The organism is Tatumella sp. JGM91 (assembly GCF_018257575.1).
Classification (GTDB): Bacteria; Pseudomonadota; Gammaproteobacteria; order Enterobacterales; family Enterobacteriaceae; genus Tatumella; species Tatumella punctata.
In genome coordinates this window covers 136,877-151,376 of sequence record NZ_JAERJP010000011.1, presented here as the reverse complement: position 1 = coordinate 151,376, position 14,500 = coordinate 136,877, and the positions used below count along the sequence as shown (strand labels likewise).

Genomic DNA, 14,500 nt, shown 5'->3' with positions numbered 1-14,500 from the left:
GCCGTCAGCCCGTCTTCAGGTGACTGCGGCGGTGCTCTCTGTGAACAGCAGCGATTAGCGGCTGCTTTTCTGTAAGGCATAAGGCAAAAGTATGACTGTGGATCTCACTAATAATCACGCCCCGTTCGGTACCCTGCTCGGTTACGCGCCCGGCGGCGTAGCGATTTACTCCTCCGATTACGACTCACTGGACAGTGAAGAGTATCCGGATGACTCGTCATTACGCAGTTTCCTCGGTAATGAATTTATGGGCTACAAATGGCAGTGCGTGGAATTTGCCAGACGTTTTCTGTATCTCAATTACGGTATGGTGTTTACCGATGTCAGAATGGCTTATGAGATTTTTTCTCTGCGTTTTCTGCGCCAGGTCATCAATGACGATATTCTGCCGTTGCAGGCCTTTGCCAACGGCTGTCCGCGCCCTCCTGTATCGGGTGCATTATTAATCTGGCAACAGGGCGGCGAATTTGCTGATACCGGCCACGTCGCGATGATTACGCGGGTATTTGCCGATAAAGTGCAAATTGTCGAACAGAATGTTATCCACAGTCCGCTGCCCGCGGGACAACAGTGGACCCGGCAACTGCCGTTGCGCCGACAGAATGGCCTGTTTTTTATTGATGATACCTTTGACGATACGCAAATCCTCGGCTGGATGATACAGACCTGTGATAACAGTGACAGCCTGCCGGAACCGGTGACTGCCGGTAAATTACTGGCAATCCACCCGCACAGAATCAGGGATAACGGCCAGTTTTCCGGTCCGTGGCTGAATGAAGACGATCCTGTTCAGTCGGCCTATATCCGTGCCAGCCATGGTCATATAATTAACGCCGATCCTCACCAGTATTTCACCCTTTCACGCAGTGCCGAACAGGAACTGATTAGGGCAACCAACGAACTGCATCTGATGTACCTGCACGCTACCGATAAGGTGTTACGGGATGATGCCCTGTTGCGCCTGTTTGATATCCCGGAAATCCTCTGGCCACGGCTGCGTCTGTCATGGCAGCGGCGGCGTCACCATATGGTGACCGGACGACTTGATTTTTGTCTGGATGAACGCGGGCTGAAAGTGTACGAATACAATGCCGATTCTGCTTCATGTCATACGGAAGCCGGAGTGATCCTCGGGAAATGGGCGCAACAGGGCGGAGTCAGTGCCGGAAAAGATCCCTGTCGCCGGCTGGTGGAAAACCTTTCAGCGGCCTGGAAACACAGCGATGCGCTGCCGTTTGTCCATATTCTGCAGGACGAGGATGCTGAAGAAAATTATCATGCATTACTGATGCAGCAGGCGTTAACCGATGCCGGTTTTGACAGTAAAATTCTTCATGGTCTCGGTGAGTTACACTGGAGTGCGACCGGATTACTGATTGACGATGACCAGCGGGAAGTTAACTGTGTCTGGAAAACCTGGGCCTGGGAAACGGTGCTGGAACAGCTGCGTCAGGAAACAGAAAACGATGCCACCGCTACCCTGCCGGTACGTACCGGTGAAGCCGATCAGGTGCGGCTGATGGATGTGTTATTACGGCCAGAGGTGATGGTATTTGAACCCCTGTGGACTGTTATTCCGAGCAATAAAGCTATCCTGCCGATCCTCTGGTCCCTGTTTCCGCATCATAAATACCTGCTGGATACAGATTTCACCGTAAATCAGGAACTGCAACAGACCGGCTACGCCATCAAACCTATCGGCGGGCGCTGTGGCAGTAATATCGGGCTGGTCAGCCATCAGGAGCAAATGCTGGATGAGACTGCCGGTAAATTTGCTCATCAGACTAATATTTATCAGCAGCTATGGTGTTTACCGCAGGTGGCCGGACGCTATATTCAGGTCTGTACCTTTACGGTCGGCGGCCACTATGGCGGAGCCTGTCTGCGTTCCGACCCGACACTGGTGATTAAAAAAGAAAGCGATATCGAACCCCTGCGCATTATTAAAGACAGGGATTTCAGCCGTTAACTCCGCCCTGTCCGTGGCAATCCTGCCACGGGCTTTTTTATAATAACGCCAGGAAATGTTCTCCGGCTTTACTCAGATTATGTCGCCGCCATGCCAGTGCAACCTGGGCGGTCAGCGGAGTGCCTTTTACCGGCAGGTAGCGTACGTTGGCCTGATCAATTTTACTCAGCGACGCAGGTATTATCGTATAACCAAAACCGGTGGCGACCATGCTGATAGCCGAGGTGGTCTGGGGTGATTGCGCAACATTGGGCGGAGTAAAACCTGCATCACTGCAGGCATTGATCACCGAATCATACAGCCCCGGAGAGATCTCGCGCGGGAAGATAATCAGCGTTTCGTTACGTAATTCAGCCAGAGAGCTGAGCTGATGATTCGCCGCCAGAGGATGATTAGCGGGTAACGCAACCACCATTTCTTCATTATCAATGATCCGGTACTCCAGTTCTCTGCTGCGGGCGCAGGGCAGCCGGATAAAGGCCAGATCAATCGCTCCCTTCAGCAGTTCATCCACCAGCGCTGACATATGCAGTTCACCGGGGTGCAGATTGATCATCGGATAATGGTCGCGGAAAGTGTGCAGCAAAGTGAACACCCGTGGATTGAGGGCCGTTGATGAGGCGAAACCAATCCGCAGCCAGCCACTCAGCCCGCGTCCGACACTGCAGGCTTTTTCAAAGGCGGCATCAGACATTTTCAATATTTTAATAGCATCTTCATATAGCACGCGGCCGGCATCGGTCAGTTCGACACTGCGGGTCAGACGGCGCAGTAACGGGCTGCCTATTTCGTGTTCAAGCCTCTGTATCTGCTGGCTGAGGGGGGGCTGTGATATCCCGAGATTTTCGGCAGCACGGGTGAAATTCCCCGCATCTGCCACCGCAACGAAATAGCGTAAATGGCGCAGTTCCATATCAAAAACGTCTCAAAGTGGGTACTGCATCATATTGGAATTATCTGCGGTGACCTGTCAACCTTTAGGCCACAAGGTTAAGTAAAAAACCGCAGGAAATAATCATGGAAACAGCAAGTTGCGGATGCAGCTGCATCAGCGATATCACCCGGGCAGCACTCAGACTGGAAAAAAAACAGGGTGAGAATGTCATTTATCAGGCTTCCCTGATGAGCGCCCTGTTGAGCGGTGTTTATGAAGGCGATACCACAATCCGTGAATTACTGGAGCACGGGGATTTCGGGCTCGGCACCTTTAATCATCTGGATGGTGAAATGATCGCTTTTAACAGTGACGTATTTCAGTTACGCAGCGATGGCAGTGCACGCAGCGCCCACCCGGACCAGAAAACGCCGTTCGCGGTGATGACTTTTTTCAACCCGACCCATGAATATACTATTGACCGCCCCCATACCCGCCAGCAGATCCATCAGATTATTGACGAAACGGTCGCCAGTAAAAACCTGTTTTGTGCCCTGCGCATCGACGGTCATTTCGAAAAGGTAGATACCCGTACCGTGCCGGAACAGCACCGTCCTTATAAACCGATGATGCAGGCTGTTGAAGAACAGCCGGTATTTCATATTCAGCGCCAGGACGGCGTGCTGATTGGTTTTCTGACGCCCGAGTATATGCAAGGCATTAATGTGGCGGGTTACCACGAACACTTTATTAATCAGCAGCGCAGCAGCGGCGGCCATGTGCTCGATTACCAGGTCAGTGAAGGGAAACTGACGTTTGGCACTATCGAAAAACTGCTGATTGATTTCCCCGGAGATAACGATTTCCGTAACGCCGATCTGAATCCGGACGATCTCAGTGCGGCTATCCAGTCAGTGGAAGGTTAACCCTCTGCGCGTAACGGCTAAGTAAGGATTTTACTGTGAAAGATACTGAGAAAAAAACCGGGTGGGAATGCGGCGCAGATTTGGTGGTCGCTCAGCTGGAAGAGCAGCAAGTTAAGTATGTGTTCGGTATCCCCGGTGCGAAAATTGACCGGGTATTTGACTCTCTGGAAGACTCTCCGATTATCACTGTTCCGGTGCGGCTGGAAGCAAACGCCGGATTTATGGCCGGGGCCATTGGTCGTCTGACGGGTAAAGCCGGTGTGGCGCTGGTCACTTCAGGCCCGGGGTGTTCAAACCTGATTACCAGTGCCGCTACTGCCACCTCCGAAGGTGACCCCTTTGTCGCCATCGGCGGGGCCGTTAGCCGGCAGGACCATCTGAAACAGGTACACCAGACCATGGATACCGTGTCGATGTTCCGTCCGGTCACCAAATATGCGGCCGAAGTTACCTCCTCATCGGCGATTGCCGAAGTCCTGTCTAACGGGTTCCGTGCCGCTGAGTTTGGCCGTCCGGGGGCATCATTTATCAGCCTGCCGATGGATATTGTCAACGAGCCCGCCAGCGGACATGTGCTGAGCGCACGCCTGCCGGCACTTGGCAGCGCACCACAAAAAGAGATTAATCAGGTTGCCGCACTGATCCGTCAGGCCAAAAACCCCGTATTGCTGCTCGGTCTGATGGCCAGCCAGACACGTAACGCCGATGCCGTACGCAAGTTACTGAGAAAAAGCGACATCCCTGTGACCAGCACTTATCAGGCTGCCGGGGTGATCGATCAGGATCACTTCTCACGCTTTGCCGGCCGTGTCGGTTTATTTAATAACCAGGCCGGCGACCAGTTACTGCGTAATGCTGACCTGATTATTACTGTCGGTTACAGTCCGGTAGAATATGAACCGGCAAAATGGAACCGCGGCGCGGCACAACTGGTGCATATTGATGTGCTGCCGGCCGAAAATGACAGTAATTACTCTCCGGATGTTGAATTAATCGGCGATATTGCAGAGACCGTCGATTTGCTGGCCGGACAGATTGATCAGCGTTATATATTAAGCAGCGGCACAGCCGCCATTTTGCAGGAACGCCAGCAGCAACGTGAGTTACTGTCGCGCAAGGGTCACAGCCTGCAGCAATTTGCCATCCATCCGTTACGGCTGGTGAGGGCAATGCAGGATATCGTGAATAACGATGTCACCCTGTGCGTGGATATGGGCAGCTTCCATATCTGGATTGCCCGTTACCTTTACAGTTTCCGTGCCCGTCAGGTGCTGATCTCCAACGGGCAGCAGACCATGGGCGTGGCACTGCCATGGGCGATTGGTGCCGCACTGGTTGACCCGCAGCGTAAAGTGGTGTCTGTGTCCGGAGACGGTGGTTTTATGCAGTCCAGTATGGAGCTGGAAACCGCAGTCCGGCTGGGCGTTAACCTGCTGCATATTATCTGGGTGGATAATTGCTACAATATGGTGGCGATTCAGGAAGACAAAAAATATGCCCGCACCTCCGGGGTGGATTTTGGTCCGATTGATTTTAAAGCCTACGCTGAAGCCTTTGGCGCCAAAGGTTTTGCCGTCACTTCTTCTGAAACGCTGGAAAGCACGCTGCGTGCCGCAATGGATGTTCAGGGCCCGGCGGTTATCGCCATCCCTGTGGATTACAGCGCCAATGCCCTGCTGATGAGCCAGCTGAATATGGCCGAAATGTTTTAACCCGCGGCGGTCATCACCGCAGGGGAGCAAAAGTGCTGCCCTGCGGCTGTGGTGATACGGGTTACGGACATGGGTTGTTACCCGGGTTAGCCGTTGCAAACACTTTCGCTGCAATAATTCGCCGGGGTTAAGCTACACTCTGAATTGCTGATTTATTATCCTATAACCGGAGGTTTCAGATGATAGCCGGATTTGTTGCCCTGATGATTGCTCACTCCCGTGTACTGCCTTTTTCTGTCGCCCTGTACTCTACGGAATCCCGCTGCCAGACCGCCATCAGCCAGCAGCAGCCAAAGTATCCGAAAACGCCACTGCTGTGTGGTGAGGTGATGCGCGGCAGCTATATGTAATGGTCAGTTGTCTGCCGCTGGCGGCACCATCCATGCGCGGGTGAAGTCAAACCAGCCGAGGTTATTCAGATGAATACCCTGTGCCTGCCCCGGACCTTTCAGCCGCATCCAGTGGTGGAACAGCGGCTGTAACCAGCCATCGCGGATCACTTCACGGGTCAGTTGTTTTGCCCCCAGTGTCTGCTCCCGCCACTGCTGTTGCCAGCCGGCAAACCGTTGCCTGTCCCCGCCGGATACTGAGTGTTTTAGCAGTGGCATCCCCAGCAGCCAGCTGCCGACGTGCCAGCTTTCAGGGACCGCAAAGTTAACCGTCCCCAGCCAGAGATCGGCTTCCGCATCGCCGCGCGCCCATTGCTGATACTCCAGCCCGAGCAGAGTCAGGGTAATATTGTGTTGCTGCAGCAGATGCTGCATTTCGCAGGCCAGCATGGCAAATTCCGGGTGCTGAAGATGATACGCCAGGGTCAGTTGCCCGCAGCCCTCTGACAGGCGTGTAAATGGCGGAATGGTCACCGGGCCGTCATCCATATAGTGCAGCCAGTCCGGTAACAGGCTGCCTGCAGGGATCCAGAATGGCCGGATCGGCGCAATAAAACGCTGGATCAGCGCGTAAGGGTTCAGTACTTCACGGATCCAGCGGCGGTGTTCTGGTTTTTTCCAGTAAGCCGAACGGCTGTCGCAGAGCAAAAAATAACCGCCTTTTTCGGGAAACATCTCACCGGAAACATCGTCCGGCGGGCCGCTCAGTCCTGCGGCCATCCCCGAAGTGTATTCGATATCACTCAGGCTGGAACTCAGCCATGCCGCCGGAGCAACCGGATGCAGCCGCGCGGTGGCTTCTGCCGGCGGCGCAGCCTCTCCCTGTTCCGATAAAGGCCAGACAATCACTTCGATATCATCCAGCAGCCCGCGGAAACCGAAATAGTCATCAAATGCCTGCATCCGTAAATGCCACTGATCATTTTCGGCGACAAAATACGGTCCGCTGCCGATCGGTCTGACAGCAAAGTCTTTGCGGCTGGCATGGTCAGCTGGCAGGATCAAGGCAGCAGTGTCGGTCAGTAATAAAGGTAATTGCGGATCAGGCTGGCTCAGTTCAATCACTACCGTCAGACTGCCCTGTGCCGTAACCTGCCGCAGGTGCGAAAACAAGGGTAATTCTGCGCTGCGGATTAATGAGGCCACCACATCCTTGCTGGTCAGTTCTTTACCATCATGGAAACGGACCGCCGGCCGCAGATGAAAAGACCACTTCAGCTCACTGCTCTGTGACCAGAAATGAGCCAGATCGGCTTCCGGCCGGCCACTTTGCGGATTAATACGGGTCAGCCCGCTGAAAATCTGTTTCACCAGATGCGCTTCTGAACGACGCAGAGGGGTCCCCGGGTACAGATGCGGCATGGTCCGGTAATAGGGGATCCGCAGAGACTGACGATCCTGGCGAACACTGTAGCCCAGTTTTTTCCTGAGCAATGCCGACACCAGCGGCTGCTGATTATCAAGTAACCGCACGGCGCTGCCAATGTCGCCGTCATCCAGCAGATGTTCCGCTTTTGCTAACAATAGCTGCTGTTCGCTGCAACGCAGGATCAGCCGCGACTGATGACCACGTCCCGCATTTGCCTGCCATTCCAGCCAGCCCGCATCCTGCATTCTTAAAAGTAATGACCGCATGTGCCGTTTGGTACAGCACAGCTGATCAGCCAGCGCCCCTAAGGTGGTAGTGATATCCCGTGACGGAAAATAGTTCAGTAATCTCAGATAATGTTGTTCAAGTCGTGTTACCGGCATAAAAGAGGAACTCCTTTAATAAAAACACAGCCGTTTTTACCTTCCTCTTTTTAGTTCATTATCAGAGTGACGACAAGTTTTAACAAATTTATCAGTGTGGTCTGCCGTCCGGACAACCTGAAAAAAACAGAGCGACAAGGAGTAATGTATGACCCGCCAGATTAATAAAGACACCACCATTTGTATGTCACTGGCCGCACGCCCCAGTAACTTCGGTACCCGCTTTCATAATTACCTGTATGACGCCCTGGATCTCGATTATCTGTATAAGGCCTTTACTACCCGCGATTTACCTGCCGCTATCGGCGGTGTCAGGGCATTAGGTATCCGTGGCTGTGCGATTTCAATGCCTTTTAAACAGCAGTGTATTCCGCTGGTCGATGAACTGGATGCCTCCGCCGCGGCGATTAATTCAGTCAATACTATCGTCAATACTGACGGTTATCTGAAAGCCTATAATACGGATTACATTGCGATCGCCGCCCTGCTGAAACAATACCAGGTCAGTAATCAGCTCAGTTTTGTCCTGCTTGGCAGTGGCGGTATGGCAAAAGCTATCGCCTGTGCCCTGAAAGATGCCGGTTTTAAAGACGGCTGGGTGATCGGTAACAATGCCGACAGCGCAGCGGAACTGGCGGAGCTTTGTGGTTTTCGTTCAGCGACCGATATGACATCGTTGCAACCGCAGTTACTGATTAACGCCACCCCTATCGGTATGACAGGAAGCCCGGACGCAGAGAAACTGGCATTTTCCGTCTCGCAGATACAGGCGGCAGAGATAGTTTTTGATGTGGTCGCCCTGCCGGAAACAACGCCGTTGATTAACTGTGCCCGTGAACTGAATAAAACCGTGATCACCGGTTCGGAAGTGTTTGCTATTCAAGCCGTTGAACAATTTGCACTCTATACGGGGATTCGTCCGTCGAACCAATTGTTCCGTGAGGCCGCCGCCTATTCACGACAATAATCTGCCGGCCTCTGTACCCGGTAAGCTTAAAACACCTGTTAAACCAATAATACGAACTGAAATATAAGGTGTATTCCATGAGTCAGCGAATGGTTGCAGTAACCGCCTGTCCTACAGGTGTCGCACATACGTTTATGGCCGCAGAGGCTCTGAAAACCGCCGCCGAAAAGCTCGGTTACCTGCTTAACGTGGAAACCCGTGGCTCCGTGGGCGCACGGGATTTACTGAGTGATGACGATATCCGGCAGGCAGATGTCGTCATTATTGCCGCAGATATTGATACTGATTTATCCCGTTTCGTGGGAAAACGTATTTACCGCACCAGCACCAGTGCGGCACTGAAAAACCCGCAGCAGGTACTGCAACAGGCCGGCGAGTCAGCCACTGTGTACAATACCGCCGCCTCCGGCAGGAGTGGCGGGACAAAAAACCAACTGCCCTCCGTCTACAAACACCTGATGACCGGGGTGTCACATATGCTACCGCTGGTAGTCGCCGGGGGATTATGTATCGCCTTATCTTTTGTCTTCGGGATTGAAGCATTTAAACAACCGGGCACCCTGGCGGCGGCATTAATGGATATCGGGGGGAAAGCGGCTTTTGCCCTGATGGTGCCGGTGCTGGCAGGCTATATTTCTTATTCGATTGCTGACCGTCCCGGGCTGGCACCCGGCCTGATTGGCGGTATGCTGGCCGCAACCGGTGGCGCCGGTTTTCTCGGCGGGATTGTCGCCGGATTTCTGGCCGGTTACACCGCCCGCTTTCTGACGCAGAAAATCCGTCTGCCGGCGTCCATGGAGGCATTAAAACCGGTACTGGTGATCCCTTTACTGGCCACTCTGGTGACCGGGCTGATTATGATCTTCGTGGTGGGCGGACCGGTGGCACGGGTAATGGCCGGCCTGACGAATTTCCTCGCCAGTATGACAACCGCCAATGCAGTACTGCTGGGGGTGTTACTGGGAGCAATGCAATGCTTTGATCTCGGGGGACCGGTCAATAAAGCGGCCTATACTTTCGGCGTCGGTCTGCTGGCATCCCATACCTACGGTCCGATGGCCGCAATTATGGCTTCAGGCATGGTTCCGGCCCTCGGCATGGGAATCTCCACCTGGCTGGCGAAAACTAAGTTCAGTCAGCAGGAGCGGGAAGCCGGTAAAGCCTCCTTTGTTCTGGGCCTGTGCTTTATTTCAGAAGGTGCTATCCCCTTTGCCGCCAGGGATCCCATCAGGGTTATCCCGTCAACAATGACAGGCGGCGCACTGGCCGGCGGGATGTCGATGTATTTTGGCTGTACCCTGATGGCACCACACGGCGGGCTGTTTGTACTGGCTATTCCAAACGCGGTTGATCATGTGGGACTGTATCTGCTGGCCATTATTACTGGCAGCCTGGTGACCGGGGCAATGTATGCGTTACTGAAACCGGGGCTGGCACTGACAACAGTAAAATCCTGACGGTTAAACGGCTCCGGTGAGCACCGGAGCCGTTTACTGGCTGAAACAGATTAACGGACCTGAGAAGAGATCACCTGTTTACCCGCCTGCCAGACACGATAGCTGACCTGTACGCCCTCAGGCGCATAAACAACCAGCGGCAGTTTACTGTTATAGCGCAGTAATTGCTCCCCGGCCGCAGGCAGCGTCACCAGAGTATTTTTCTTAGGGGTATCGACACAAGCCATGCGAGTTGATACCGCCCCGGGCTGCAGGCTGACCTGATAATAAGGATAGCCCCAGCCTTTGACGGTCTGCTCACTGAGTTCCCCGGCCAGCCGGACCTGGTTACAATCGGTCAGCATCTGTTTACCAATAATCAGTTCCACCCTGTGCTGTGGTTCGTCGGCAAGTACCGGCAACAACATGACATGGCGCTGCATATGTTCAGCAGCCGGAGGATAAGGTTTAAGCTGTGCTTCAGCGTCCGCTGTGGCGGCCTGTGCCGCACTGCCGAACAATATTGCCGGAACAAACACTAAGGCTACGGAGAGTCTGATCATAGAATTTCCTAAAGTAAGTAATACAACATCATTCTGTACTGGCCTTCAACCGCTAAGGTTTCAGTGACAACCCCTGCCGCCACGACAGGCAGTACATTGTCTGCAGGCCATCGCCGGACTGGCCGGGTTGAAACTGCGTGGTGTACAGCGGGACATTAACAGTATCAGCAGCAGGTTATATACTATCACCCCTGTCAGAATCAGTCCGGCACTGAGAGGGGATTCGCGAAAACTGATTAACTGCCAGCTGACTGTCGCGACGGACCAGGCAATACTCAGCCCCCAGAACACCGAAAACAGCATCCAGTAACGATTACTTTCGCGGGTGATCGCCCCCATAACCGAGGCACAGGGTACATACAACAATACAAACAGCAGATAACAAAATGCGCCGCCACTGCCGGCAAACTTCTGCTGCATCAGCCCTGAGGCGGCAATCCCCATTTCTGCATCCCCCTGGCTGGCCTGCAGAGGATTTTCCAGTGCCGCCGGACTAAAGGTTGCTGCCAGACTGTCACGCGTCGCTTGCCAGGCTGCTGTCAGTTCTTCCCATGGACTGAACTGTGACGGATCAAAAGACTGTTCTTCCATCATTTGTGAAGTATAGAGCGTATTTAACGTGCCGATCACCACTTCTTTCGCCATCGCGCCGGTGATCAGGCCAACCGTTGCCTGCCAGTTATCCTGCCGGATACCCATTGGCTGCAGCAACGGTGTGATAAACTGGCCGACCGTTTGCAGTGCCGGCGGGTTTTCAGGGCTGACCACTTGTCCGTTAATTGCAAAACTGTTCAGGCCACTGATCAGTAAGCTGACCACCACTATCACTTTCCCTGCCCGCCAGACAAATTCCCGTAATCTCTGCCAGCTTTGCAGCATCAGGCTTTTCATATGCGGCAGATGGTAGAGCGGCAGTTCCATAATAAATGGCCGGGCTTCGCCACGCAGCAATGTGTATTTCAGTAATAAGCCGGTCATTATCGCAACCACAATCCCGGTAAGATACAGGGCAAACACCGCCAGGGCGCTGTGGTGACCGAAGAATACCGACGAAAAAACAGCGAAAATCGCCAGTCTGGCACCGCAGGACATAAAAGGTGCCATTAATATCGTCATCAGTCGTTCCCGCGGGGAGTCGAGACTGCGGGTCCCCATCACCGCCGGGACATTGCAGCCAAATCCGGTGATCAGCGGGACAAAGGATTTACCGGGCAATCCCAGCCATTGCATCAGCCGGTCCATGACAAAGGCCGCCCGTGCCATATAGCCGGAATCTTCCATAAAGGTCATCAGCAGGTACATAATGCCGATTTGCGGTATTAAAGGCAGTACCGTATTGATCCCTCCGCCAATACCGCTGGCCAGAAAATCCGTCACACCGGACGGCAACTGTCCGGCCCAGCCCAGCCATTGAATGCCGTGAATAAACAGGGTCACGGAACCAAGGTCAAACAGGGGTTGCAGGGCCCCGCCGACATTAATCGCCAGAAAAAACATCAGGTACATCATCAGAAAAAATACCGGTAATCCGAGCCAGCGGTTCATGACTATCCGGTCCAGTCTGCGGGTCAGCAGGTGCGGTGTGGCGGACTGCTGGCTGACAACATCATCCGCCAGTTGCCGCGCTGTCTGCTGACGTAACCTGGCCATTTTTAATGGAATATCCTCCTCCTCTCCCGGCAGTGCATCGGTCTCTGTCAGGACGTTTTCTGAAAGATACTGCCGACTGCAGATATCCCCTTCCAGTACTTGCAATGCCAGCCAGCGCCGAAGTGCCGGCGGAAAAGAAGCACTAATATGCGCTGAGATTTGCGATGCCAGCTGATCTATTGCCGGGGGTAATGCCAGTAAGTCAGGCGGTTGCCTGGCTGGCGGTGAGGCCTGGCTGTGATCGATAGCATGTTTCAGGGCCACCAGCCCCTGTTTACGGGTCGATACCATCGGGATCACCGGACATCCCAGCCGTGCCGCCAGTCGCGGAATATCCGGAATAATGCCGCGCTGTGCCGCCACATCCATCATATTAAGCACCAGAATGCAGGGAATTCCGGTAGCAAGTAACTGTAAGCTCAGCCATAAGTTGCGTTGCAGGGCACTGGCATCAACCACATTAATCAGTAGTCCGGCGTTATGCCCGACAATAAACTGCGCTGCGATTTGCTCATCAACCGAGGCTTCTGGCGAGGTCACGGTCAGAGAATAGAGCCCCGGTAAATCCACCAGCTGGACCAGCGCACTGCCGGTAGTAAAAAAACCTTCTTTACGTTCGACGGTCACACCTGCCCAGTTACCTGTGCGCTGACTGGCACCGGTTAACTGATTGAACAGGGTGGTTTTACCGGTATTCGGGTTTCCTGCCAGCCCAATGGTCAGTGGTTTTCTGCTCATCGCTGATCGCCTCCGCCAGTGGCTGGCAGTCTTTCCAGGCTCAGTGAGCGTAAATCTCTGCGGCGTAACATCAGATTCATGGTGCGGGTATGGATCTCCAGCGGATCACCTAACGGGGCGACCCTGACTACCTGAAAATCAGTACCCGGCAGTAAGCCCAGTGACAGTAACCTCTGCCGGAATGCAGGCGGTGTTTGCGGGTTAATCGCGCGGATAAGATAACGGTGACCGGCAGTCACTGTCATAGCAATATTCCTTATTCAGTCATTCGGTATCAGTCAATGACCGGTATAATAATGAGAATAGTTCTCAATTGATTTGACGCAAAGCAAAGAATCCGCCAATTGTGTGATCTGACGCGAGGCAGGGGCAGCAGGCAGGACGCGGCGAGGGTCGCAAATACAGCAGACAGAAGGCTGACAGCAAAAACCAGCCGGCGGTGCTCACCGCCAGCCGGCTGGCAGGTTTAGCAACCGGAGGAAGCCAGTAACCCGTACTGATGAATAAAGCTGTGCAGTTGTACCGGGGTAGGTAATGCCGGCAGTGCACCTTTGCGGGTGGTTGCCAGTGCGCCACAGGCACTGGCCTGAGAGATAAGTGCACTGATCTGACTGAGATCCGGCATGCCATGGCGTGCCAGCCAGGCCAGTAAGCCTGCCATAAAAGCATCCCCCGCCCCGGTGGTATCAATGCTGTCCACCGGATAGCCGGCAAAGCTCAGGGTCTGTCCCTGATAGATAACCACCACACCGTCTTTACCCCGGGTAATAATTTTCAGGGCAGCCGGATAAGGTTCCAGGCAATGCAGCGCCTGCTGTAATTCCGTACTCTGATCGTCAGCCAGCCAGAATAATTCATCATCAGACAGTTTCAGAATATCGGCGGCAGCACACTGCTGCCGGACGACCTGCCTCATCTGTTGCTTATCGGCCCACATTTGCTCACGCAGATTAAGATCGAAACTGACACTGCCATTGTTTTCTTTAATCCGTGATACTGCCTGCAATGTAGTATCGCGACAGGTTTCTGCCGCCAGGGCCAGTGAACAAAAATGTAAAATATCCCGACCGAAAGGCGGCAAATCATCACTGGTCAGAAATTGATCTGCCGATGGATTCACCAGAAAAGAGAAACTCCGTTCGCCGCTTTCGGCTAAATCGACCATCACGGTACTGGTGCGGTGTTCTGCATCGCGGATCATATATCCCGCGTCAACACCCTGTTCTTCCAGTGTTTTTTTCAGGAAGCGACCGAAGGTGTCTTCACCTACCCGGCCGATAAACGCGGTTTCTGCCGCCAGCCTGGCCGCACCGACAACCACATTAAATGGCGCTCCGCCGGCACAAGCCTGGTAGCGCATTTCGCCGACGGGAAGCAGGTCAACTACCGCGTCACCCAGAGCCCAAATTTTCATGTTATTTCCTTCATTTTGTCTGTCAGGGGACACCGGCAACCCCGGTTGACGCTTCAGAGACACCCGGTTTTTACGGCGACGAATTATAACGGAAAATAAATAATGTTCGT

The 14,500-nt window shown here is 53.7% G+C and carries 12 protein-coding genes; 6 read left to right on the top strand and 6 right to left on the bottom strand.

Features of this window, described 5'->3' with window-relative positions; translation table 11 throughout:
* Positions 1-91 precede the first annotated feature (91 nt).
* Entirely contained in the window at positions 92-1,969 is a 1,878-nt protein-coding gene (gene gss, locus JK198_RS09530; protein WP_212710446.1) for a bifunctional glutathionylspermidine amidase/synthase, read from the top strand.
* 37 nt (positions 1,970-2,006) lie between these two features.
* Here gss and JK198_RS09525 read toward each other — a convergent pair whose 3' ends face one another.
* Positions 2,007-2,882: a LysR family transcriptional regulator gene (locus tag JK198_RS09525; RefSeq protein ID WP_212708835.1), complete on the bottom strand. Its 876-nt coding sequence runs from the start codon at positions 2,880-2,882 to the stop codon at positions 2,007-2,009.
* Between the two features lie 104 nt (positions 2,883-2,986).
* On the opposite strand from JK198_RS09525, the gene budA reads away from it, so the two are divergent.
* The 3 genes from budA (at position 2,987) to JK198_RS09510 (ending at position 5,831) form a co-directional block, all read left to right on the top strand.
* A complete protein-coding gene (gene budA / locus JK198_RS09520; RefSeq protein ID WP_212708836.1) occupies positions 2,987-3,769 on the top strand; it encodes an acetolactate decarboxylase in 783 nt (260 codons plus the stop codon).
* A 35-nt stretch (positions 3,770-3,804) separates the two neighbouring features.
* The gene (gene alsS / locus JK198_RS09515) at positions 3,805-5,481 is read left to right on the top strand and encodes an acetolactate synthase AlsS (RefSeq protein WP_212708837.1); all 1,677 of its coding nucleotides are present in this window, start codon (positions 3,805-3,807) and stop codon (positions 5,479-5,481) included.
* 179 nt (positions 5,482-5,660) lie between these two features.
* Positions 5,661-5,831 (top strand): hypothetical protein, encoded by a 171-nt coding sequence (locus JK198_RS09510; protein WP_212708838.1) that lies wholly within the window; start codon positions 5,661-5,663, stop codon positions 5,829-5,831.
* 3 nt (positions 5,832-5,834) lie between these two features.
* Here JK198_RS09510 and JK198_RS09505 read toward each other — a convergent pair whose 3' ends face one another.
* Complete coding sequence (locus JK198_RS09505; protein WP_212708839.1) at positions 5,835-7,622, bottom strand: SgrR family transcriptional regulator; 1,788 nt, start codon at positions 7,620-7,622, stop codon at positions 5,835-5,837.
* 148 nt (positions 7,623-7,770) lie between these two features.
* Between JK198_RS09505 and JK198_RS09500 the strand changes: the two genes are divergently transcribed.
* Positions 7,771-8,589 (top strand): shikimate 5-dehydrogenase, encoded by an 819-nt coding sequence (locus tag JK198_RS09500; RefSeq protein WP_212708840.1) that lies wholly within the window; start codon positions 7,771-7,773, stop codon positions 8,587-8,589.
* 77 nt (positions 8,590-8,666) lie between these two features.
* Positions 8,667-10,046, top strand: a complete 1,380-nt coding sequence (locus JK198_RS09495; RefSeq protein ID WP_212708841.1) for a fructose-specific PTS transporter subunit EIIC — start codon at positions 8,667-8,669, stop codon at positions 10,044-10,046.
* A gap of 50 nt (positions 10,047-10,096) precedes the next feature.
* Here JK198_RS09495 and eco read toward each other — a convergent pair whose 3' ends face one another.
* The 4 genes from eco to JK198_RS09475 all read right to left on the bottom strand — a co-directional run bounded on the left by eco (position 10,097) and on the right by JK198_RS09475 (position 14,390).
* Positions 10,097-10,588 carry a serine protease inhibitor ecotin gene (gene eco / locus JK198_RS09490; RefSeq protein ID WP_212708842.1) on the bottom strand — a complete coding sequence of 164 codons (492 nt, stop codon included), beginning with the start codon at positions 10,586-10,588 and terminating at the stop codon, positions 10,097-10,099.
* 60 nt (positions 10,589-10,648) lie between these two features.
* Positions 10,649-12,976: a Fe(2+) transporter permease subunit FeoB gene (gene feoB / locus JK198_RS09485; protein WP_212708843.1), complete on the bottom strand. Its 2,328-nt coding sequence runs from the start codon at positions 12,974-12,976 to the stop codon at positions 10,649-10,651.
* Positions 12,973-13,221 (bottom strand): FeoA domain-containing protein, encoded by a 249-nt coding sequence (locus JK198_RS09480; RefSeq protein ID WP_212708844.1) that lies wholly within the window; start codon positions 13,219-13,221, stop codon positions 12,973-12,975. The genes feoB and JK198_RS09480 overlap by 4 nt, the downstream gene beginning before the upstream one ends.
* Before the next feature lie 221 nt (positions 13,222-13,442).
* Complete coding sequence (locus JK198_RS09475) at positions 13,443-14,390, bottom strand: aminoimidazole riboside kinase (RefSeq protein WP_212708845.1); 948 nt, start codon at positions 14,388-14,390, stop codon at positions 13,443-13,445.
* Between the last annotated feature and the right edge of the window lie 110 nt (positions 14,391-14,500).